Raw genomic sequence first — 23192 nt, forward strand, 5'->3', positions numbered from 1 at the left:
AAAGTATGCAGCTAGACAAGTTGCGTGATCGGTCGTTGGACCGTCTGTTTGAGGCTGTGTTGACACTGCAGAGCGTGGAGGAGTGCTACCGGTTCTTTGACGACTTATGCACGGTTGGCGAAATCAAGTCGCTGGCTCAAAGGCTGGAAGTGGCGCGCATGTTGCGCAAAGGTTGTACGTATCACCAGATTGAAGCAGACACGGGAGCGAGCACGGCGACCATCAGTCGTGTGAAGCGGTGCCTTCACTACGGATCGGACGGGTACTCCATGGTTTTGGACCGTTTGAAGGAATGAGTATCCCAGTGTCTTCGGAGACAAGGCACGCGGCTCGTACTTAGCCGAGTGTGGCAAGAAATGCGATGGGTGCAATCAGGCACGTGAGAACGGCGACGACAACAATTGCCTCCGACAAGATCACCGGGAGTGCCCCGATGCGGACACCGATGTCTGCAGCTGCCACGATTAAACTGAGGCGAGAAGACATCAGCAGCCCCCCGGCCAATGCGGCGCGCCTTCCAAAGTGCTTGCGCAGGTGCCAGGCCGGAATGACTTTGACGATAAACGCAATCAACAAGCACACGGGAACCCAAATCCACGAAGACGGTGTGGCAAGGACGCGCACATCGAAGTGCAGTCCCACCGACGTGAAGAAGACGGGGATGAGAAAACCGTACCCGATGCCGTGACAGTGGTCGCGCAATCTTTGCTTGAACGCAAACGGGATGGACGAAACCAGCAGTCCAACCAGGAAACTCCCCAGGATGGGTTCGCCGCCGGTACATTCTGCAACAGCGCAAAACAGTGCCACCAAGGCGACGATAGCGCGCATGCGATTCTGCATGTCGCCAGCGAGGAGTCGGGCGCACTTCCACTTTCGCAGCCACCGGAAGGCGAGATACGTTGCCCCACCCAGTGGCAATATGATGAGGGTCAGCAGGAAATTTGAAAGTCCTCCAGTCGCCTGTGCACTGATGAACAGAGAGATGAGGAGCATGGTGAACAGGTCAGCGAGCAGGGCGCTGAGCAGCAGCACTTGTCCCAATTCTGTGTGCAGGACCTCGGATTCCTCAAGAATGGGCAGGATGATGCCCAGTGATGTGGTGGCGAACAGAAGTGTCACCATCCATGGGTTGGCATTCTCATTCATCAAGTGTACAATGACCACCGATGAAACGTAACTAAGCAGCAGTGTGCCACAAAACAAGAACATGGCCAGATACATCGGATTGACGGCTCGGTGTCGCCAGGACCGTGGTTGCAGCAAGGATATGTCCACTTCCAGGCCGGACAGAAACATGAGAAAAAACAATCCGATGCTGCCGATATTCGTAATCCAGCGGACTTCTTCCTTGCCGAGAGGCACAAGGCTGACGTGTAGGATGATGCCGAAGATAAGATAGGCTACTGCAGATGGGACGCGGAGTAGCGGAAGTTTACTGACGATGGCAGTGAACACAAATGACACACTCAATATGATGAGAAACATGTCTACAGTGGCACTCATTTCAAAGACCTCCAGCGGCGAAGCGATTACGCTGGGACCTGCATTGTTCGCGCATGCCGGGTTGCTCCGGGTGTCGGTCCATCGCCGCTACATCTATGTGTATGGCCCTGTGGACATGCGTATGCGTTTCGAGGAGGTATCCGCAAGTGTACGGGGTGAAGGACGCCGTCGACTTCTTTGATATGGTCGGTCAGACGGGGTGGCATCGAGACATCCAGCGAACGCTCATCCACTGGATGGGATTGCGAGATGCCGACGTTGTCCTTGAGGCCGGGTGCGGTGCGGGACACTTCGTTCTGCAGCTAGCTCAGCGGGTGCGCTGGATTACCGGGCTGGATGCGGTGGAATCCATGTTGAAGCGCGCACAACGGAATGCGGAAGACCACGAACTCGATAACGCGAATTTCGTGTTGGGTGACGTCCGCCACTTGCCGTTCCCTGAACATCAGTTTGACCGGGTCATTTGCATGAATCTCCTCTTCATGTTTGAACATCCCGATGGTCCGCTGGCCGAATTGTTACGCGTGACAAAACCGGGCGGGGAAGTCGTACTGTTGAATCCATCGACGTCGATGAACCCATGGTCGGCACAGTCGTTTTGCGAAGCCAACCGCCTCTGCGATTTTGAGCGGGACAGTCTGTTGTCGTGGGCGACTGCTGCGGCTCGCTACGGCACTGTGAGCGAAACTGGATTGGCGAAACGAGTGACCTCATTTGGAGGTACGGTGACGGAATCACTCAAACTGTTGGATGGTATGGCATTGGTGTCGAGGATTGTGAAATCGGCATCGTAACCCGTTCGTCGTTATGTTGCAAATCACCCTGGTACATACAAAGAAGAATGCCTGGAATCAAATGAAAAATTTGGATCTGTCTTGGTCTGCTGCTTGTACGTTTGCATTGGGAAATGGGGTACACTATAATACAGAAGTTATAAAATGTTAAAATTCCCGTGTGAGTGCTGCCTGTGGAATGTGATACAGTATGACACGGGCACAGCGGCATTTCCTCGACTCGGCGTTGGACAACCATTAATTCGTCAGGTTAGGAGTAGATGATGTGAAACTGTTGCAGAAGGTTCAGGAACTCGGACAAATCTTGAGGACTTCCCATCATCATGTTGACTTTCAGGACATCGCACAGTTTCTGAGCAAGGTGATGTCGTCTAATGTATACATCGTCGGGCGCAAAGGGAAGATCCTGGGTTACGGTGTCCATGAACACGCGTTGACAGAAGAGTGGGTACAGATTTTGACCGAAGATCAACGCTTCCCGGGGGACTTCAACAAACACTTGTTGCGCATTGAGCAGACGGTGGCTAATCTTCAGGACAAAGAGCAGTTCTACGTCTTTTCACCGGAAGAAAACGAGTCGTTCCGGTCGAAAAACATCACCATCGCTCCCGTCATTGCGGGACGTGAGCGTCAAGGCACGTTAGTCTTTGCGCGCACGACCAAGCCGTTTGACGAAGAGGACATGGTTTTGGTGGAATACAGTGCGACCATCGTCGCTCTGGAAATTGTACACGCGCGCCAACAACACAAAGAGGAAGAAGGCCGTTTGCGGTCGCTGGCACATCTCGCAGTCGAATCGCTCAGCTTCTCCGAGCTTCAGGCAGCCAAGTACTTAATGGATGCAGTCAAAGAGTCGCCGGATGGCATCGTGGTCAGCAGTCAGATTGCGGATGAACACGGCGTTACGCGGTCGGTGATTGTGAACAGCATCCGTAAACTGGAAAGCGCAGGTACCATTGAAAGCCGCTCTCTGGGTATGAAAGGTACTCACTTGCGCGTGCTTAACCCGTACGTTGAAGAGGAAATTCAACGCCAGTTTGATCGGTAGATATCTCGTCTGAGCCACAGCTGGCTGAACACCAGCGCCGAGTATGAAAAACTTGTTACGTAAAAACGCCCGCAGTATTCATGCGGGCGTTTTTACGTCATACACCAGGCGTCTTGCCAATCGCTCGCGTCTGAGTCGAGAGGAGCTTGTCCGCAATGGGCGCGAGATCTAAGCGCCAGTTCGCAACGCATCGATGAATGCCTTTGCTTCCTTATAACTGACACCTGCGTACGCGCGGTAAGACACAATCGCTTCGTACGTCTTGCCTTCACTGAGCAAGTTCCTCAGCAGTTGGACCATTTCCGTATCGGCGGCGTCTGCATTCACGTGCGTCATCAGCGTGCGCTGAAGCCGCAGTAACTGTTCTACCTGTACGTGCAGTGCAGCGACGCGTCTGTCCAGGCGCTCGTAGAGAAACAGGCCCAGTAAGATGACCGCCCACGAGGCCACCAGTACAATCGTCAGTACGGTGTCCATGGCTCACTCCCTCTCGTCCGCAGCAGCACTCGTCACTGTCCTCGCAAGGCAGCGTCGAGACCGACCCAGTAGTGGCACAGGACGCGCATTCCTTTATCGAAGTTGTCCAATGAGAAGTGTTCGTTCGGCGCATGGAAGTTTTCGTCACTCAACGCAAATCCCATGAGAACGACGGGAGCCTTCAATATGCGGTCGAACGCTTCCACGACGCCGATGGATCCACCCATCCGCGTAAATGCCGCCGACACTCCGTACGCTTTTTCGTAGGCCTTGGACGCCCACTGAATGGCCGGGTGATGGAACGGCGTCACGTACGGGCGCCCCGCGTCAAACCGCTGCACGGAGACGGTCACGCCGGGTGGACGGTGCTTTTGGACATGCTGTTCAATCAGGTCCTGGATTTTCACGGGATCTTGGTCTGGCACCAGTCGGCACGTGATTTTCGCGTGTGCTTCGTTGGGGATGACCGTTTTCGTGCCTTCTCCCTGAAATCCTCCGTAAATGCCGTTGATTTCGAGCGTCGGGCGAGCCCATACACGCTCCAGGTAGGAATAGCCCGCTTCGCCGAACAATTCAGGAACGCCGAGATCCTTGCGCACTTGTTCTTCGTCAAACGAGAGTGCTTGATACGCCTTTTTCTCATCCTCCGTCAGCGGTTGCACGTCGTCGTAAAACCCCTCGACGAGAATCTTCCCGTTTTCGTCGCGGAGCGAGTTCAGCAGTTGAACCAGTGCGTGTACGGCGTTTTGCACACCGCCTCCGTACAACCCGGAATGCAAATCGCTGTTGGCGCCCTTGACATCTATCTGGAGGCTTGTGAGGCCGCGTAGACCGTAACAGACGCTCGGACGGTCCGAGCCAAGCATCGTGGTATCCGAGATGACAATGACGTCAGCTGCAAGCTTGTCCGCGTTCTGTTCAAGCAGGGCCGGTAAGTGTCGGCTACCAATTTCCTCTTCGCCTTCGATGCAGAACTTTACGTTCACCGGGAGCGTACCTGTGGTTTTCAGCAACGCTTCGAACGCTTTCAGGTGCATCCACACCTGCCCCTTATCGTCGCTGGATCCGCGCGCATAGATTTGGTTGTTGCGCACCGTCGGCTCAAACGGGGGCGTGTCCCAAAGTTCGAGTGGATCCACAGGTTGCACGTCGTAGTGGCCGTACACGAGGACGGTCGGTTTGCCCGGCGCGTGCATCCAATCTGCGTAGACCACAGGGTGTCCCGGTGTAGTCATCAACTCGACGTGTTCAAAACCGAGCTGGCGCAGTTCGTCTGCCAGAAATTCGGCGCACTTTCGGACGTCGTCTCGGTGTTCGGGCAGTGTACTAATACTTTGGAAGCGCAGAAATTTCTGCAGCGTTTCGATGTGTTCATTGCGGTGTTCAGACAGGTATTTTTCAAACTCAGTCAACCCGGAGTCCCCTTTCATGGCTGTTCTTCACCATTATACCACCACGAGTCCTGGAGGATTTCCATCAGCCATTCACATTTCAGGCAAAAGGTCCTATAATGTGTCTAGAAAGTTTCCCTAAGGAAACATATTGTCATTTGTGAAACATTTTTGCGCAAGGGTAAACCATTGCCGAGACATAAACAAGCGAACTGCGGTGGCTCTCGCGGTTCGGACAACAACGGAATGCTTTGCAAGAAAGGAGGGGAACTGGGGATGAGTCATGTCGCAATGACGCCGCGGGCATCAAACTCGGATGTGCGCGCTGTTGTGAGCGCACGCAACGTACTGGCAGGGAAGCGCCGTGGGTGGAAGGCGGTTCTGCCGTTTCTTGGACCGTCGCTGATTGCTGCCATCGCCTACGTGGACCCGGGCAACTTCGCGACCAACATCCAAAGTGGTTCCCAGTTTGGGTACAAGCTTCTATGGGTGGTCCTGTTGGCGAACGTGATGGCGATGGTGTTGCAAAATTTGTCCTCCAAATTGGGCATCGCCACGGGTCGAAACCTGCCGGAACTCTGTCGAGAACATTTCCCGACGTGGCTCACGTACTGCCTCTGGGTGGTCTCCGAAGTCGCCGCGATGGCGACCGACCTCGCAGAGTTTCTCGGCGCGAGCCTTGCGCTGAACTTGCTTTGTCACATTCCGCTTCTGGCAGCAACACTGGTGACGGCCGTTGCAACGATGGCGGTTCTCGCGATGGACAGGCTCGGATTTCGCCCCATAGAAATGTTTATCGGGGCGTTGCTTGGCGTCATCGCGCTCTGCTACCTGTTGGAAACGGTGTTCTCCCGACCAGACTGGGCCGCTGTCGCTGCACATACGGTCACTCCATGGATTGGCGGGTCCGACAGTTTAATGCTTGTTGTCGGTATCATCGGCGCTACCGTGATGCCACACGCGGTGTATCTTCACTCCGGCCTCACGCAACGGCGCATTGTGCCGACGTCGCAGGATGAGGCTGTACGCATCTACCGCTTCCAGCGTTTGGATGTCATCAGCGCCATGTCTGTGGCGGGCCTCGTCAACATGGCCATGATGTACATGGCTGCCGCCGCTTTCTACGCGAAGGGTCATACCGGGGTGGTCGACATTGCACAAGCGTACCACATGCTGGATCCTCTGCTTGGACCAGCGGCTGCCGCCGTCTTCCTGGTCTCGCTTCTGGCGTCCGGTATCTCCAGCTCTGCGGTAGGGACGATGGCTGGGCAAGTGATTATGCAGGGATTTGTGGGATTCCATATTCCCATCTGGGTGCGCCGAGTGGTGACCATGTTACCGGCAGTGGTTGTTGCAGCAATGGGGCTGAATCCCATGCAGACGTTGGTGATGAGTCAGGTTGTGCTCAGCCTGGCGTTGCCGGCGCCGGTCATATCACTGATTCTGTTCACCAGCAACAAACGGCTGATGGGTGCGCTGGTGAATCGGCGTTGGGTCACTTGTCTCGCCAGCGTGATAGCAACCTGCATCATCGTGTTGAACGTCATGTATTTGTGGATGAGTTTGTGAGGCTCTGTGAATAGAGTGGTTTACATCGCACGTTCAAATCGTTCGGATGTAAGAAGGTGCCGATCTCTTCGGAGATTCGGCACCTTATTGATGCTTTGCACCGCGTTGCGAGTTGTGTTGGCAACGCTCGCAGGTTCCAAACAGATCTACCTTGTGGTGTTCAATTCGGCATCCTCTCGGTGCAGCCGGGATGGACGGACACTCGTAGAGGTCTTCGACGCTGTGACATTGCAGACAGACGAAATGGTGATGATGGTGCTCTTCACAAAACGCGTAGTAGATGTTACCCTCGACAAGAAAAGGGGATGCGAGACCTACTTTTGTCAGCACTTCGAGCAGTCGGTATACTGTGGTTAGTCCGATGCGCACGTTTTCGCGCTGAGCCACTTCGTGCCATTGGGCGGGGGTGTACATCTTGTCAGTCCGCACAAACAGGTCGAGCAAGGCTTCCCGCTCGCGCGTCAAGCGGAATTTTTGTTGATGAAGCAACTCGACGATGTCGCGCTTATTCATTGACTTATGCCCCCTTCACGCGAATAGGCAACCACAAGGCCCCAACTGAAATCTACACTCCCAAAATGCGGCGTGTCAATGGAATCGCGTCGCCAGAAGTCTCCGAAAGGGGAGAGCAGTCCATGCAAAGTCGGGAACATATTGCCCGTCAGTTGAGGGAACAAAGTAATGGCTGGTTTACGGGAAGAGCGTGTCACCCGGAGCCTGAGCAGATTCAACGCATGATTGAAGCCATACAGTGGGTGTTGTTCCCGAACTACTTTCAACCCAAGAAGCAGTCCACTGTCATTGACTGCATCGACAAGCTCCATGAGGTCATAGCGGGTCAGATTCACCGCGCCGTGTATCAGAGGTGTATTGAGAAAGAAGTGACACCGGAGTCGGCGGAGTTCGCCAAGAGCAAGGCGGACGCGGTGATTCAGACGCTTCCGACGCTGCAGCAGATGATGTACGAGGATATTGTCGCGACGTACAACGGAGATCCGGCGGCGACGGGATACGACGAAATCATTCTGACGTATCCAGGATTACTCGCTCTGATGGTGTACCGCATTGCGCACGTCATCCATGAGTTGGATATCCCGTTGTTGCCGAGAATGATGACGGAATACGCGCACCGTTTGACAGGCATCGAAATTCACCCCGGAGCGACATTGGGACGCGGCATCATGATTGACCACGGGACGGGTATCGTGATTGGCGAGACGGCCGTCGTCGGTGACAATGTCAAGATTTATCAGGGCGTGACGCTAGGGGCACTGTACTTTCCTCGAGACGAGGCCGGCTTCATGGTGCGGAAGACGAAGCGCCACCCGACTGTCGAAGACAACGTGATTCTCTACTCCAACGCCACCGTGCTGGGTGGAGACACCGTGATTGGCCACGACAGTGTGATTGGAAGCAACGCATGGGTGACGGAGAGCGTTCCGCCGTACTCTAAGGTGATCTACAAGACGGAAACCGTGGTAACCACGAAGAAATCGACGTCAGGTCAAGCGTAGGAAATCAGTACTACGCATAAGTCATTGGGGATAAGAGGTGCGACAAAAAACAAGTCCCATGCGCTGCATGGGACAACGTGGTCAGGTGAGAGAACACTTCACCTCGCGGGACGTACACCGGGAAAGTCCGGTATACGTCTTATTTTTTTCGTTCTGTGGACTTTGTCGAGGTCTTGCGCAGCCGGTAGGGTACAGTGACGACTTTGACCGACTTATTCAGCAAGAGCCACGCCATTAATAGACCGCCTGTTTTGTTGTGCAACAGCTTGTGCCACCACTTGTACGTAATAAACTGCGGGATGACAATCGTGATGTTTTCCGGACGGTATTTTTGCAACTCGTACTGAACGAATCGCTGCAGTCGTTTGGCCACCGCTCGATACTGGGAATGAATGACCAACAGCCGGATGGGCGTGTTCAGGCGCTCCCAGTCGCTTTCAATTTTGTCTGTCATGCGCTGCATCTCTTCTTCCGAATCGCTCGTCACTACCGTCACGGCGATGACGTTCTTGAAGTTGCTTGCTGCGTAGCGAAGCGCGTTCACCGACGCCTTGTTGACGGAGGCGATGGGCACGATGGTGATGCCCGATTCTTCGGTCTCAAACGGCTCGGAGAAGTCGTATTTCAACTGCGCGCGAACTTCTTCGTAATGCTGATGAATTTTCTGGAACATGATCACCATCAGCGGGATCAGCACCAGTACAAGCCAGGCGCCGTCCAGGAATCGAGTGACGCCAAAAATAATGCACGCCGCACCAGTCATCACGAGACCGAAAAGGCTGATGAGCGCGCGGAATACCCAGTTCTTTCCCTTTTCCCGCACCACTCGAACCAGCATGCCGAGTTGAGAGACGGTGAACGTGTAGAACACGCATACGGAGTACAGCGGAATGAGGCGACTGACTTTGGCGTCAAACGCAATGGTGAGCAACAGCGACATGATGGTTAAGAAGACAATGCCGTTGCTGTATACCAACCTGTCGCCTTTTTGCAGCATCCAGCGCGGCATGTAGCCATCCCGGGCCATGGTCGACCAGAGTGCTGGGCAGCCGGCGAAGGCGGTGTTCGCGGCAATCACCAAGATACACATGGTGGTCAAGGACACAATGACTGTCAGGACGTAGCCGAGACCTTGCCGCCCAAACACCTGCATCGCTTCCTGGTTGATGAGCGGAACTTCCGGGTTGTACGTCAAGCCGTGCACCAGGGCAACGCCAGATACCACGAAAAACAACACCGACAAAGTACAAACTAAGGCCAACAGCGTGCCTTGCGCGCGCTTTACGGAGGGCTCCTTGAACACTGGCACAGAGTTCGAAACCGCCTCAATACCGGTCAAGGCGCTGCATCCGTTGGCAAACATTTTGAGAAACAGAAACAAAGTCATTCCTTTGACCGCCTGCATACCGGCCGAAGTGGGAACGTGTATGCTTGCGGGATGCAGCATAGCTTGCACGATGGCAGTAACGCCAATGAACACGATGCTGGCGATAAACAAGTAGGTGAACGGAACCAGGATGGTCGCGGATTCGCCTGTGCCGCGCAAATTGAGAATCATGATGACTAACGTCAACAGCACGTTGAAGAGCAGTTTGTGATGGCCAACAAACGGCAGTACCGGCCCCACTGCATCGACCCCTGCAGCGATGGATACGGCAACGGTCAACGTATACCCTACAATGAGGGTGGCTGCTGCAGACAGTCCCCAGACTTTGCCGAGGTCGTTCAATCCAATCGAGTAGGCACCGCCGCCCATGGGGTAGTGTCGGATGATGTTGCGATACGCGAGAAAGAGCAAAAACGCCAATCCCACAATCAGCAGTGTGCCGAGCATCGAGTACCCGAGGACGTTTGTGATGTACGACTTGGCTGCCGAGGTTCCGATGAGAACCGCCAAAATCATCTCCATTTGATCCGTGGCGTACGCCACGCTGGACAGCGCATCTGGAGTCATGATGGCCATGCCGCGGAAAACGCCGATTTTCACCTGTTGGTTTTCGCGTGTCTTCAGGGGCCGGCCTAAAATCCAACGCTTGATGGTATTCACGGTGTCTCAATCCCCAGTCCTAGCATCGTGGGCATTCGTTCGCCCGTTTACTTCTATATCCGGCGATTTGCAAAACACAAGCGACACGCCGTGATGTGCTTCGTCACTTGTTACTTTGCAAAACGCTTCATAACGGGAAAACTGTAGCGTACTCGCCCCTGTGGTGCAAACCTATTTTTCACCCGACAACCGCTGCACACGCAGATGGGTGGCTGCAACATGCAATGGTCGCTATGAATCGAAACGGGGATACGCGTAGCTTGCATTCTCTCCGGTTTTCGCTGTGAGGCCATAGGTCTTTCATACATATCTACCAGGTTGTCCCTGAGACAGTCCGCTCGGTCCAAAGTAAAGAGGCCTTCCTCGCGTCTGCACCTGCCATTTGGCGTCCTGGAGACACGAGGATGCCTCTTTCCACCATGAGTGTGTGCGGATTCAGTGTGGATTATAACTTGCGCCGGTCTGGTGGAATGGACTATGATGAATGCGACAATTTCATCACCATCCTTCGGGGCAGGGTGAGACGGGAGACCGTCAATTCCCGACCGGTGGTAACGCATCACGCGAAGCCCACGAGCCGCTTTTGGCGGCACGAACTGGTGCAAATCCAGTGCCGACGGTATAGTCCGGATGAAAGAAGGAGCCAATCGCGCGGTATGATGGGGATCCGCGTGCGGATGAGCACATGCGTTCACCTGCCGCGCACGACCAAATCGAACGACCAAACACAGTAGGAATATACTGTGTTCGGGTAGATCATGCCGAACTACGCCCCTGGGAGAATCTCTCAGGGGATTTTTGTTTGGAGGGACGCAGGACGAACGACAAACGGTTCATGCAGATGGCGTTGCAAGCCGCAGAAGCGGGACGGGGACAGACGTCACCGAATCCGCTCGTGGGCGCTGTCATTGTCCGGGATGGCGAAGTGGTGGGCGTGGGAGCACACCTGAAAGCAGGGACGCCGCACGCCGAAGTGCATGCGCTGAGAATGGCCGGCGACCGGGCAGAGGGCGCAACCGTCTACGTAACCCTCGAGCCTTGCAGCCACCACGGCCGTACGCCCCCATGTTGCGACGCATTGATAGCAGCCAAGGTACAGCGCGTTGTGGTAGCGCTGACAGACCCGAATCCAGTGGTCTCTGGTGAAGGCATTCGGCGGCTCCGAGAAGCGGGCATTCTGGTGGAGGTCGGCGTGTGCGCAAACGAGGCCGCACGTCAAAATGAAGCCTACCTCACCTGGCGTCGCAAAGCGCGGCCTTTCGTACTCTGGAAGTGTGCCGCCACACTCGACGGTTACATCGCCGCGCCGAACGGCCACAGCACGTACGTGACCGGCGAAGTGGCCCGTCAGGAGGTTCAGATGCTTCGGAGAAGCCTCTCGGCCATTGCCGTCGGCGTGGGAACGGTGCTGGCGGACGACCCGCGGCTCACGGTCCGTGAGCAGGGCCATCCAAATGAGGTGTCCGCTTTTCAACCAGTTCGGGTTGTGTTCGACTCCCAGCTGCGCACCCCACCTACGGCCGCTTTGCTCGACCAGCCAGGGCGCACCATCATCTACTGCACGGGAGAGGCCATCGAGCGAAGGACGGATCGGGCCCAGGCCTTGAGCCGCAGCAACGTTGATGTCGTTCCTGTGGTTGAAGGTCCGGATGGAAGAGTGTCGCTGCGAGCGGCACTGAAAGACCTCGGGCAGCGCGGGTACATCAGTGTGTTGGTCGAGGGTGGATGCCAGCTTTCGTCAGCGTTGTTGGAAGAGCGCTTGGTGGACAAGGTGGTGTACTACGTGGCGCCCAAATTACTGGGACGTGGCATCCCTGCTTTGAACGGGCCTGTTCCGGACAGCATGGCGGAGGCGATTGACCTCTGCGACGTCACCTGGACACAGGTTGGGTCCGATATCCGGGTGGAAGGGTACCCTGTGTACAAGCAGGATCCATCCACCAAAGAGGGGTGAAAGTGTGTTCACGGGACTGATTGAGGAAGTTGGCGTCGTGCGCCGGATTGACCATACGCACCACAGTGCGCAGATCCGAATTGCCGCTGACCGCGTCCTGGATGACGTCAAGTTGGGGGACAGCATTGCCGTCAATGGAGCTTGTCTGACCGTGGTTTCCTTTGCCGGCGGAGAATTTGTTGCAGACGCTGTCCCGGAGACCATGCGCCGCACCAACCTCGGGCGACTGCAGTCAGGGGCGCGGGTCAACCTGGAACGCGCGTTGCGCCTCGGTGACAGGCTGGGTGGGCATATTGTGTCAGGACACGTCGACGGCGTTGGTGTTGTGCGAGATATCACGCGGGAAGGGATTGCAACGGTGTTTACCATCGAAGCGCCCGCAGATGTCATGCGTTACGTGGTGGAGAAGGGCTCAATTTGCGTGGACGGCGTCAGTCTCACTGTCATGGATACGCGTGAGACCACGTTTCGACTTTCTATCATTCCGCATACAGGCGAGCATACCGCGCTGCAATATGCTCGCGTCGGTCAGTGGGTGAACCTCGAGTGCGACCTGCTCGCGAAGTACGTGGAGAAGATGTTGGCGGGGCGCGAAGCAGCACCTGTCCGGCCAGGGTTGGACCTCGAGTTCCTGCAAAGGCACGGGTTTGCCTGACGGAACAGGGAACAAGAGGACGCGGTGCGAGCCAAAGGAGGGCTTTACATGTTGGACAACATCCAGGACGCCATTGAAGATTTGAAACAAGGCAAGGTCGTCATCGTGGTGGATGACGAAGACCGGGAGAACGAAGGTGACTTTGTGGCGCTCGGAAGTAAAGCCACAGCGTCTGTTGTGAACTTCATGATTACATACGGACGCGGCCTGCTGTGCGTACCCATTGCGGAGGACCGGGCCGAGCGGCTGGCGTTGAACTCCATGGTACAACGGAACACGGACAGCTATGGAACCGCGTTTACGGTCTCTGTGGATCACGTATCCACACACACAGGCATTTCAGCCTTCGAACGCGCGCAGACCATTGCAGCGCTTGTACGGGACGACAGCGCGCCAGACGAATTTCGCAAACCGGGACACATCTTCCCCTTAGTCGCCAAGCGGGGCGGCGTCCTTCGCCGCGCTGGCCACACGGAAGCGGCGGTGGATCTCGCGCGCCTGGCGGGCGAACCAGAAGTCGGCGTCATTTGTGAGATACTGAACGAGGACGGGACGATGGCACGGTTGCCGCAGTTGCGCGAGATTGCGAATACGCACGGGCTGAAGCTGATTTCGATTGCGGACTTGATTGCGTTCCGAAAGGCGTCGGAGGTGCTTGTCCGTCGTCAGGCCGAGGCGGAACTGCCGACGGCGTACGGAAACTTTCGCGCGGTTGTGTATACCAACCTCCTGGACGACAAGGAGCATATCGCGCTCGTGAAGGGCGAGATGGATGGTGAGCCGACGTTGGTTCGCGTTCACTCCGAATGTCTGACTGGGGACGCTTTCGGATCTCTCCGGTGCGACTGCGGCCCGCAACTCCACGCAGCGCTTCGACAGATTCACGAAGCAGGAAAGGGCGTGCTGCTGTACCTTCGTCAGGAGGGGCGAGGCATTGGATTGCTCAACAAGATCCGGGCGTACGCGTTGCAGGATCAGGGTGCCGATACGGTGGAGGCGAACGTGAAGCTAGGGTTTGCGCCGGACTTGCGCGACTACGGCGTCGGCGCGCAAATCCTGTACGACCTCGGGGTTCGGAAAATGCGTCTGTTGACCAACAACCCGCGCAAGGTCAAAGGGATTGAGGGCCACGGGTTATCCGTTGTCGAGCGGGTGCCTTTGGAAGTGGACCGAAACCCGTACAACGAGCATTACTTGCAGACCAAGAAAGAAAAGATGGGGCACATCCTGCATCTGTAAAACGGCGGCAGGGACGGGTGTGCGCACCTGAATCGCGTTGAATAAGGAGTGGATGGGATATGGGCATTCGCGTGCTGGAAGGGCATCTCATTGGTCAGGGATTAAAGGTAGGGATTGTGGTCGGCCGATTCAACGAGTTCATCACGTCGCAACTGTTGTCGGGTGCGCTGGACGCGTTAAAGCGGCACGGTGTGGAGGAGGACAACGTCACCGTGGCCTGGGTCCCGGGCGCGTTTGAGATTCCGTTTGCGGCGAAACAGATGGCCGTGTCGGGGGCGTATGACGCGGTGATAGCGCTGGGGGCGGTGATTCGTGGATCGACCCCGCATTTTGACTACGTGGCGAGCGAGGTGGCCAAAGGTATTGCCAACATCTCGCTGACCACGAATACGCCAACCATCTTTGGTGTGCTCACCACAGATACCATTGAACAGGCAATTGAACGCGCGGGCACAAAGGCCGGGAACAAAGGTTGGGACGCTGCAACAACAGCGATTGAAATGGCCAATCTTGTTCGATCCATGAACTGAAGACCGGATTGCCTAACGGAGTACGTCCAGAGACGGGGTTCACCATCCGCCTCTGGACGTTTTTTGCGTACGCCGGTTCGGGTATCGTTCGAACTGATGCCTGTGGGCGGAATCTCGTGGCCCCTGTCAGCATGTCATCATTTCGCGTAAAGTTTGGTTACATATTACATGTGCGCTGGGAGGTAGTTCCGGCTCAAAACTACATTGCAGTGAGAACCCTCTGTTTTCGGTACAAGCCTGCCCCGGAATTATGGACATGAAAAAGAGAGTCGAATGTTAAATAACCTTACATAAAATCTTGACAATGGTATTCACTGTGTTAGATTGTCACCAAAAGCTGATTCGGGAGTGAGGAGGGAAGGAATCGCCGAGTGCTGCCATATTCCGGGACCAAGTTATCACCGAGTCTTTCCATCTGGTTCTTGTCGTCATGTAAGCTTCAGGGATGGCCAAGACGGGAGGATGTATGCATGGGTTTCACCACCATAGTCGGCCTCAGTGGGCTGGCGCTGATGTTAGGCTTCCGGCATGGAATTGATTGGGATCATGTCACGGCAATAGCAGATCTGGTCGGGGGTGAAGAAGACAGAAAGAAAGGTTTCATGTTGACGCTGTGGTACGCCGTGGGCCACGAAGTGGTCATCGTCATTTTTGGAGCATTGGCCATTCTACTGGGACGCACCCTTCCACACTGGGTAGACGCAGTGATGGAGCGTTTTGTGGGAATGACTCTCCTGATTCTTGCTGCGTTTTTGGTGATTTCACTCCTCCGAGGTGGAGAATATGTACCGATGAGTCGTTGGCGTTTACTCTTTACGAGTTTCAATTACGTACTCGGCTGGGTCGCAAGGCGTCTTGGAGGCGGCCGTAATCAATTCAACGTCTTCCCGAATGTACGAATCAACCGAATCAGTGCATTTTTTATAGGTGTTATCCACGGGATAGGAGCAGAAACGCCGACACAATTGATGATGTTTGCCACCGTTTCTGGACTCGGATCTCCTCTGCAGGGATGTACCATCGTTCTATCGTTCGTGGTTGGTTTACTTTGTTCACACATGCTGTTGGCTTTCACAACGATTGTGGGTTATCTGAGCGCGATGAGACACCGGCGAGTTATCCGTGGGATTGGCATTGCAACCGCGGCATACAGCCTGTGTATAGGGGGTATTTTCACGCTGGGTTATGCATCCGTTTTGCCGACTCTACTATAGGGAGGGATTTCTATGCATTTAACTCTCCAGGAACGTGATAAATTGCTGATATTCGTCGCTGCTGAATTAGCACGAAAGCGGCTTGAGCGGGGTTTGAAATTGAATTATCCAGAAGCCGTCGCGCTGCTTTCATCCTATGTTACAGAGGAGGCGCGTGCAGGAAAATCGGTGGCGGATCTGATGGAAGATGCCAGGCATGTGTTATCCGAAGACGATGTTATGCCAGGTGTCGCGGAAATGATCCATGAAGTTCAAGTGGAAGCCACATTCCCGGATGGAACAAAACTGGTCACTGTACATACTCCCATTCGTCCGAGCCGGAGTGATATCAATCCTGGGGAATACAAGGTCCTGGACAACGAAATTGATTTGCTGCCAAACAGGAAACGAATTATCAGAACTGTTTGTAACATGGGGGACAGACCGATTCAAGTAGGATCGCATTACCACTTCTATGAAGTAAACAGTGCGCTGGAGTTTGAACGGGAAGGTACGATTGGGTATCGGCTCGACATCCCATCTGGTACGGCGGTCCGATTTGAGCCGGGGGATATGCGGACAGTGACGTTGGTGGAATTCGGTGGACTGAAAGTTGTTCATGGGTTTTCAGGGGCCGTCAATGGAGGGGGTGGCGAAGCTGAGGATTCATAGGTCAGCATACGCAGGGATGTACGGGCCGACCGTCGGAGACAGAATTCGATTGGCGGACACGGAACTGTGGATTGAAATTGAGCGGGATTTTACGGTGTACGGAGACGAATGCAAATTCGGTGGTGGAAAAACCGTTCGTGACGGAATGGGGCAACATCCTTATGCGGTTCGTGCGGACGATGTGTTGGATACGGTCATCACGAATGCTGTCATTATCGATACCTGGGGCATTGTGAAAGCGGACATTGGGATTAAGAACGGAATCATCTCAGGTATCGGCAAAGCGGGAAATCCTCTGACGATGGATGGCGTCACACCTGGAATGGTCATTGGCGCCAGCACAGAGGTGATTGCAGGGGAAAACATGATTGTGACGGCGGGTGGCGTGGATTCACACATTCACTTTATCTCGCCACAACAAGCGGAAGTGGCACTGCAAAGCGGCGTGACCACGATGCTAGGGGGAGGCACCGGCCCGGCTACCGGGACATTGGCCACAACGTGTACACCGGGATCATGGCACATTCGACAGATGATGGAAGCCGCGGAGGCTCTTCCTGTAAATGTGGGCTTTCTTGGCAAAGGAAACTCCTCTGGGCCTCATGCCTTGTCTGAACAGATTGAGGCGGGAGCCATTGGATTGAAGTTACATGAGGACTGGGGAAGTACGCCCCACGCAATTGACACCTGTCTCAGAGTCGCAGACGACTATGATGTGCAGGTAGCCATTCACACCGACACTCTGAACGAGGGTGGGTTCGTGCAAGATACCATCCGTGCCATCAACGGTCGTACCATCCATACGTACCACACGGAAGGGGCGGGAGGAGGGCACGCGCCTGACATTATCAAAATCGCATCGATGCCGAATGTATTGCCTTCTTCTACGAATCCAACCAGGCCATATACCGTCAACACGGTAGATGAACATCTGGATATGCTGATGGTGTGTCATCACCTAGACCCCAAAATTCCGGAGGACATTGCCTTCGCAGATTCGAGAATCCGACCTGAAACCATTGGTGCGGAGGACATTCTTCACGACATGGGCGTGTTCAGTATGATGAGTTCAGATTCGCAAGCCATGGGCCGCGTTGGCGAGGTCATTATTCGCACTTGGCAGACCGCCGACAAGATGAAACGGCAACGGGGGATCTTGGCTTCACAGGAACCCGTAGACAATTTCCGTGTGAAGCGATATGTGGCGAAATATACCATTAACCCGGCCGTCGCGCATGGCATTGCTGAGTACGTCGGTTCCATTGAGGTGGGTAAGCTAGCGGATCTTGTCTTATGGAAACCGGCATTCTTCGGCGTGAAACCGGAGCTTGTGCTGAAGGGCGGTGCCATCGCCCTTGCAAACATGGGCGATCCGAACGCGTCCATTCCAACCCCTCAGCCGATGTTCTACCGTCCGATGTTTGGGCAACAAGGGAGCGCTCGATTCACCAATGCCATCATGTTCACGTCCCAGGCTGCTCTAGCGTTGGGTACGGTGTCTCAGTACGCTTTACAAAAGCGCGTTCTTCCTGTTCGGAATTGTCGTTCAATTAATAAGCACTCCATGGTGCATAACGATGCCATGCCGAACATTGAGGTCGATCCCATGACTTACAAGGTAATCGCAGACGGTGAACTGCTGACCTGCGAACCAGCGGAAGTTTTGCCTTTAGCGCAACGATACTTTCTATTTTAGGAGGCCGAGTTTGTTGAAAGTGACAGCGGTCCTTGGCAGAGAAGGAGACTTTCCGAACTTCCAGCGTGACGAACTATATCTGCCGAGTTCTGATCTGGCACGGAGGGTATTTCGGCGGAGGACAAAATCTGGTGTTGAAGTGAAGGCTTCCTTGCCGAGGGGCACCATCCTTCGCCCCGGAGACGTGTTGTTTGTCCATGGAGATTCGGTTGTGGTGGTCAGGGTATTGCCAGAATGGGTCCTGGCCATTCGTCCAATCACGTTTTCTCAAATCGCCGAGGTGGGACACCAATTGGGAAATCGACATGTTCCCCTTCAAATCTGTGAGCCTGAGATTCTGGTTCCGTATCATCCAGTGCTCGAAAACCTGTTCAACAGTCTCAACATTGCAAACGAGAAAGTCTTTCGAGAACTGGATAGACCCTTCCTTCATATCTATGCCCCCCATTCACACTTGGGTTTCTGAGGTTTCACGTGCATGAGACTAGTGGGTCCATCCGTTGGGGTGAACGAACGCCCCAGGCCAAACCCGACTTTGAGAAAAGGGGCAGTGAACGTGTATTCCGGACAACTCACCTTTCTTCTCCAAGCGTGCGACAGTAATTTCCCGAATGGAGCATTTTCGCATTCTTTTGGATTAGAAACCTTGATTGTAGACGGAATGGTCAAGGACGTAGAAACGTTTCAAATCATGCTCGAAGAATGGTTTTATCTTCAAGTTGTCCCGTTCGATGGATTGGCTTCACATCTGGCATGGGAGTGTGCCATCCGAGGAGATTTGTCGGGAATCTGTGACATTGCAAACACGATGTCCGTTTCCATTCTTCCGGAGGAGACCAGGAGCGGAGTGCTGGGCATCGGGAAGCGGTCACTGCAGGAACTAAGCCGGATGGTACGTGGTGGGATGGCAGAGCGGTATTGGGAGGCCGTTTGCGCAGGAATTGCAGCTTCCACACACTCAGTGGCGCTCGCCGTCGCTGCTGCTGACCTTGGTATCGGGCAAACGGATACAGTCACAGCGGTTCTTTACAACAATGTATGTTGTATCGTGTCCGCGGCTGTTCGCGCCGTACCGCTTGGGCAAACGGCTGGGCAACGCGTTTTGGCGCATTGTCGAAAGTGGATGGAGAAGATTCCGTCCTACAGTGGTAGGACCGTCGATGACTTGTCGTCCACGAGTGTAGTCTGGGAAATTGCCCAGATGAACCACAAACAGTTAAGTGGACGCTTGTTCATGTCTTAGGAGATTGGGGGAGGAGACAAGATGACTGCAGTTCGTATTGGTGTGGGTGGTCCCGTCGGCGCTGGAAAAACAGCTTTGGTGGAGCAGCTGACACGCACGATGTCCGGACGGTATGAGATGGCGGTTGTCACCAACGATATATACACTCAGGAGGACGCTGAGTTCCTCATGAAGCATGGTGTTCTGGAGAAAGAGCGGATCATCGGTGTTGAGACCGGAGGTTGTCCGCATACTGCAATTCGGGAAGATGCAACGATGAATTTACAGGCCATTGAAATGTTAGAGCGAAGGTTTCCGAATCTGGATGTGGTTTTCGTGGAAAGCGGCGGAGATAATCTCGCGGCTACATTCAGTCCTGAGTTGGCGGATATCACCATTTACATCATCGATGTGGCCCAGGGTGAGAAGATCCCGAGAAAGGGAGGTCCGGGGATTTGCAGGTCGGATCTCTTAATCATTAATAAGACCGATCTTGCACCTCTGGTCGGGGCCAACCTTGCCGTTATGGAGGAAGACACAAAACGGATGCGCGGTGACCTCCCGTTTCAGTTTACAAATCTGAAGACGGGTGAAGGACTCAGTGAGGTGGTGGCTTGGATTGAATACAATGCCATGCTTGTGGACTGACGATACGGAGCAGATGGGGAAAGGGAGCACAAAAGTGAGCACATTAGATATATTCTTCTTGGCGAAGAACGGGGTTAGTAGACTGGAACACCATCGATTCTCCGGGCTTCTTCGCGCGAGCCGTCCTGTATATCGAAGGACGGCGTATTGCCCGGAAGTGCAGATGATTCACCTTGGTCCAGGCTGTATGGATGGAGATAGGTATGAACAGCAAATATATGTTGGAGAGAGCGCCGAGGCAGATGTAGCGTATCAATCCTTCACAAGAGTCATGCCAGGGGGAGCAGGGTCTACACATGCTCTCAACATCCACCTCAAGTCGCACAGTACTCTGAGGATGGGCCCCAACATTATTATCCCATTTGCGCAATCCAAGTATATTTCCCACGTCGATGTCCACTTCGGAAATGGTGCACGTGCCTTCATTCCGGAAATTTTGCTAACGCGGCAGAACTCACTGGAAGAGACACTCGATTTCATTCGGTTTCAATCGACTTTTCGGGTATTCCGTTCAGGCGAAGTTGTAATGAGAGACTGTATCGATGTTGGCTTGGATAGTCTCACGTGTGGTAGAGGATGGTCAACGAGATTTGTGGCGCTAGGAAGTGTTTATCTTTTAGGGCTGCCAGACGGTGAAGAACCCCGATTGCAACGTCTGTGCCGCGAAGTCACAGGACCGGGGCTGCGAGCTGGTGTATCCGCAATTGACGGAGTCGGGATCGCCATGAGAGTAGTGGGTTCAACTGTCCAGGACGTCCAACGTGTCATCGACAAAGCGCGGTATTGTTTTGAAACCTTTGCCTAAGTTTGGCTTGCCGCCTAGTTATTTTCCATCGCATCACCCTTACAATGTAAGAGCTCTAGGATATACGCGAAAGCCGCCTCCGTTCTATCGCGCAAAAATTCCATTGAATCCCCATTCAGAGTTCGGCAGGGCGCCGATATCGAGGATTTCGACTGCCTGGCTTGGCACCGTTGACATAAATGGGGCCATTGAGTACGTGATTGTGGCCTTCGATGCATGAGTTGGATCTGCAAACCTCAGAGTGAAAAGAGACCTGTAAAATATATGTTAGGTATTCTTGCACAAATAACAGAAAAAACTCTAAATAGGCATATTATTTTGGTTTTATGTAAGGTTTATTAACAAAAAACCTTGCTTCAAATGAGGGGTCATGTTAGATTGTGAATGCATATTTAAATTTTCTAAATAAACAGATGGGAGTGGTGGAGAGTGTCTGTTCTCGAACCTCGTGGGCAAGTGTTACAACCCAAGCGGTCGTTCAACAGATGGGTAAACAATCCTGTCATGGAGGACTATGCGCTTCGGTATGCCCCAAAGTCGTTTCGCAAATGGACTGAATTCACTGTCATGAACTCGGCTCTCGGAGGCATTGCCTACATGGCTGATTTTGCGATAGGCGGTTCAGTCGCGCTGACGTACGGGTTTATGAACGCACTGGTAGCCATTCTGGTGGTGGCTGCCGTCATCTTTTTGACGGGGATTCCCATTTCCTACTATGCGGCAAAGTACAACATTGACATGGATCTTCTCACACGCGGAGCTGGCTTCGGGTACTACGGTTCTACATTGACATCGTTGGTGTACGCGTCGTTTACGTTTATCTACTTTTCTTTGGAAGGTTCAGTGATGGCTCAAGCACTGAAAGAGTTCTTCCATATTCCACTAGGAGTCGGATACCTCATCTGCTCTCTTGTCGTGATTCCACTGGTGATGTACGGGATGACTGCTCTGTCAAAGTTACAAGTCATCACTCAACCGGTTTGGCTCATTATGATGCTGGGCCCCTTTGTGGCACTTGCCATTAAAGATCCCACGGCATTTGTCAGCTGGACGCAATTTGGCGGATCGTCTGCATCTGGACCCCGCTTTAATCTCGTGGAATTCGGTCTTGCTGCCGGCGTCACTCTGTCCCTCATCGCGCAAATTGGAGAGCAAGTCGACTACCTCCGATTCATGCCGAACCAAACGCGTGCGAACCGGTCCAAGTGGTGGTGGGCTGTGCTGCTGGCTGGTCCTGGCTGGGTCATTCTCGGCGCCATTAAGCAGCTTGGCGGGTCGTTACTCGCTTCGTACATCGAACCGACGATGGGCGCTGTGCAGGCAGATGAACCCATCAACATGTACACGCAGGCATTTCACACCGTGATTCCGGGTGTCTTTGCGGCATCGCTTGTCGCGACCTTGTTCGTCCTTCTGTCGCAGATTAAGATTAACGTCACGAATGCGTATTCCGGTTCTTTGTCGTGGTCGAACTTTTTCTCACGGGTTTTTCACTGGCATCCTGGTCGCGTGGTGTGGCTGTTCTTAAACGTCGGCATTGCGCTAGCCTTAATGGAGGGCGGAGTCTTCGGATTCCTCAATACGGTTCTCGGCTTCTATTCAAACGTCGCCGTGGCGTGGATTGGTGCATTGGTGTCTGACTTGGTCATTAATAAAAGGTTGCTCAAGATCAGTCCATCGTACATTGAATACAAACGTGGGCATTTGTACAATTTTAACCCCGTTGGATTCGGTTCCATGATTATCGCATCCGGAATCTCCGTCGCCGCCTTCTTTAATGTATTTGGCCCGACGATGCAAGCCTTCTCGCCATTCGTGTCTATCGTCCTCGCATTTGTCCTGGCACCCATCATCGCACTTATTACACGAGGCAAGTACTACATTGCACGGGAGAACACGATGCGTACTTCCGCCGCACCGTCAGACTTCCGAGGGTCTGCGGTAGCTGAAGTTGACGTGGTAGCGAAGACCATGTTGTGCGCCAATTGTGGTTATGAGTATGAGGTAGAAGACATGTTACACTGCCCATTCCAAAATGCTCCCATTTGCTCTCTGTGCTGTAGTCTGGAGAGGGCCTGCCATGACATGTGTAAATCCACTGATACGGCACATGCACACCATATTCACGCGTAACCACTTCCGCGGTGCATACTGGTGAACCACTGATAAAGGTAGGGCGGAGTCGTTGTCTGTCCCTGTTTATACAACGACCTCTGACCGTTGCGAACAAAA

22 protein-coding genes, 1 pseudogene and 1 riboswitch are annotated in these 23192 nt (G+C 54.0%); of the genes and pseudogenes, 17 read left to right on the top strand and 6 right to left on the bottom strand.

Features of this window, described 5'->3' with window-relative positions; genetic code table 11:
• Positions 1–5: 5 nt before the first annotated feature.
• Positions 6–296 (top strand): YerC/YecD family TrpR-related protein, encoded by a 291-nt coding sequence (locus YWK_RS0106875; protein ID WP_026964220.1) that lies wholly within the window; start codon positions 6–8, stop codon positions 294–296.
• Positions 297–336: 40 nt separating this feature from the next.
• On the opposite strand, the gene YWK_RS0106880 is transcribed toward YWK_RS0106875, so the two are convergent.
• Positions 337–1506 (bottom strand): cation:proton antiporter, encoded by a 1170-nt coding sequence (locus tag YWK_RS0106880; protein ID WP_026964221.1) that lies wholly within the window; start codon positions 1504–1506, stop codon positions 337–339.
• 146 nt (positions 1507–1652) lie between these two features.
• On the opposite strand from YWK_RS0106880, the gene YWK_RS20875 reads away from it, so the two are divergent.
• Positions 1653–2300, top strand: a complete 648-nt coding sequence (locus tag YWK_RS20875; protein ID WP_051375287.1) for a class I SAM-dependent methyltransferase — start codon at positions 1653–1655, stop codon at positions 2298–2300.
• A gap of 265 nt (positions 2301–2565) precedes the next feature.
• Positions 2566–3348, top strand: coding sequence for a GTP-sensing pleiotropic transcriptional regulator CodY (codY, locus tag YWK_RS0106890; protein WP_026964222.1), 783 nt, complete (start codon positions 2566–2568; stop codon positions 3346–3348).
• Positions 3349–3516: 168 nt separating this feature from the next.
• Here the strand turns inward: codY and YWK_RS0106895 are convergent, their stop codons facing one another.
• Positions 3517–3825, bottom strand: coding sequence for a hypothetical protein (locus tag YWK_RS0106895; protein ID WP_026964223.1), 309 nt, complete (start codon positions 3823–3825; stop codon positions 3517–3519).
• A gap of 32 nt (positions 3826–3857) precedes the next feature.
• Positions 3858–5255 (bottom strand): dipeptidase, encoded by a 1398-nt coding sequence (locus tag YWK_RS0106900; RefSeq protein ID WP_035466297.1) that lies wholly within the window; start codon positions 5253–5255, stop codon positions 3858–3860.
• A gap of 237 nt (positions 5256–5492) precedes the next feature.
• Between YWK_RS0106900 and YWK_RS0106905 the strand changes: the two genes are divergently transcribed.
• On the top strand, positions 5493–6785 hold the full coding sequence (locus YWK_RS0106905) for an Nramp family divalent metal transporter (protein WP_026964225.1): 1293 nt from the start codon (positions 5493–5495) through the stop codon (positions 6783–6785).
• A gap of 84 nt (positions 6786–6869) precedes the next feature.
• Here YWK_RS0106905 and YWK_RS0106910 read toward each other — a convergent pair whose 3' ends face one another.
• Positions 6870–7298, bottom strand: a complete 429-nt coding sequence (locus YWK_RS0106910) for a Fur family transcriptional regulator (RefSeq protein ID WP_026964226.1) — start codon at positions 7296–7298, stop codon at positions 6870–6872.
• Positions 7299–7420: 122 nt separating this feature from the next.
• Here YWK_RS0106910 and epsC point away from each other — a divergent pair, with 122 nt between their 5' ends.
• Complete coding sequence (gene epsC / locus YWK_RS0106915; protein ID WP_026964227.1) at positions 7421–8299, top strand: serine O-acetyltransferase EpsC; 879 nt, start codon at positions 7421–7423, stop codon at positions 8297–8299.
• Positions 8300–8438: 139 nt separating this feature from the next.
• Here epsC and YWK_RS0106920 read toward each other — a convergent pair whose 3' ends face one another.
• Positions 8439–10346: an APC family permease gene (locus tag YWK_RS0106920; RefSeq protein WP_026964228.1), complete on the bottom strand. Its 1908-nt coding sequence runs from the start codon at positions 10344–10346 to the stop codon at positions 8439–8441.
• A 500-nt stretch (positions 10347–10846) separates the two neighbouring features.
• Positions 10847–10992, top strand: a riboswitch (FMN riboswitch).
• Between the two features lie 156 nt (positions 10993–11148).
• On the opposite strand from YWK_RS0106920, the gene ribD reads away from it, so the two are divergent.
• The 11 genes from ribD (at position 11149) to YWK_RS22845 (ending at position 20960) form a co-directional block, all read left to right on the top strand.
• A complete protein-coding gene (gene ribD / locus YWK_RS0106930; RefSeq protein ID WP_026964230.1) occupies positions 11149–12300 on the top strand; it encodes a bifunctional diaminohydroxyphosphoribosylaminopyrimidine deaminase/5-amino-6-(5-phosphoribosylamino)uracil reductase RibD in 1152 nt (383 codons plus the stop codon).
• Between the two features lie 4 nt (positions 12301–12304).
• On the top strand, positions 12305–12955 hold the full coding sequence (locus YWK_RS0106935) for a riboflavin synthase (protein WP_026964231.1): 651 nt from the start codon (positions 12305–12307) through the stop codon (positions 12953–12955).
• Positions 12956–13003: 48 nt separating this feature from the next.
• Entirely contained in the window at positions 13004–14194 is a 1191-nt protein-coding gene (locus YWK_RS0106940) for a bifunctional 3,4-dihydroxy-2-butanone-4-phosphate synthase/GTP cyclohydrolase II (RefSeq protein ID WP_026964232.1), read from the top strand.
• A 59-nt stretch (positions 14195–14253) separates the two neighbouring features.
• Positions 14254–14724, top strand: coding sequence for a 6,7-dimethyl-8-ribityllumazine synthase (gene ribH, locus YWK_RS0106945; RefSeq protein ID WP_026964233.1), 471 nt, complete (start codon positions 14254–14256; stop codon positions 14722–14724).
• A gap of 470 nt (positions 14725–15194) precedes the next feature.
• A complete protein-coding gene (locus YWK_RS0106950) occupies positions 15195–15938 on the top strand; it encodes a hypothetical protein (protein WP_026964234.1) in 744 nt (247 codons plus the stop codon).
• A 12-nt stretch (positions 15939–15950) separates the two neighbouring features.
• Positions 15951–16589, top strand: coding sequence for an urease subunit gamma (gene ureA / locus YWK_RS18710; RefSeq protein ID WP_084453537.1), 639 nt, complete (start codon positions 15951–15953; stop codon positions 16587–16589).
• 16 nt (positions 16590–16605) lie between these two features.
• Positions 16606–18285 (top strand): urease subunit alpha, encoded by a 1680-nt coding sequence (gene ureC, locus YWK_RS0106960; protein WP_245578546.1) that lies wholly within the window; start codon positions 16606–16608, stop codon positions 18283–18285.
• Positions 18286–18304: 19 nt separating this feature from the next.
• The gene (locus tag YWK_RS0106965) at positions 18305–18751 is read left to right on the top strand and encodes an urease accessory protein UreE (RefSeq protein WP_245578547.1); all 447 of its coding nucleotides are present in this window, start codon (positions 18305–18307) and stop codon (positions 18749–18751) included.
• A 12-nt stretch (positions 18752–18763) separates the two neighbouring features.
• A complete protein-coding gene (locus YWK_RS0106970) occupies positions 18764–19528 on the top strand; it encodes an urease accessory protein UreF (protein ID WP_084453538.1) in 765 nt (254 codons plus the stop codon).
• Positions 19529–19549: 21 nt separating this feature from the next.
• Positions 19550–20155: an urease accessory protein UreG gene (gene ureG, locus YWK_RS0106975; protein WP_026964238.1), complete on the top strand. Its 606-nt coding sequence runs from the start codon at positions 19550–19552 to the stop codon at positions 20153–20155.
• Between the two features lie 163 nt (positions 20156–20318).
• Positions 20319–20960 carry an urease accessory protein UreD gene (locus YWK_RS22845; RefSeq protein WP_415782789.1) on the top strand — a complete coding sequence of 214 codons (642 nt, stop codon included), beginning with the start codon at positions 20319–20321 and terminating at the stop codon, positions 20958–20960.
• A gap of 87 nt (positions 20961–21047) precedes the next feature.
• Here the strand turns inward: YWK_RS22845 and YWK_RS22385 are convergent.
• Positions 21048–21159, bottom strand: a pseudogene (locus YWK_RS22385) (acetamidase/formamidase family protein); the annotation flags it as partial.
• Positions 21160–21464: 305 nt separating this feature from the next.
• On the opposite strand from YWK_RS22385, the gene YWK_RS18715 reads away from it, so the two are divergent.
• A complete protein-coding gene (locus tag YWK_RS18715; RefSeq protein ID WP_415782790.1) occupies positions 21465–23093 on the top strand; it encodes a purine-cytosine permease family protein in 1629 nt (542 codons plus the stop codon).
• Positions 23094–23192: the final 99 nt, after the last annotated feature.

The organism is Alicyclobacillus pomorum DSM 14955, from assembly GCF_000472905.1.
Lineage (GTDB): Bacteria > Bacillota > Bacilli > Alicyclobacillales > Alicyclobacillaceae > Alicyclobacillus_A > Alicyclobacillus_A pomorum.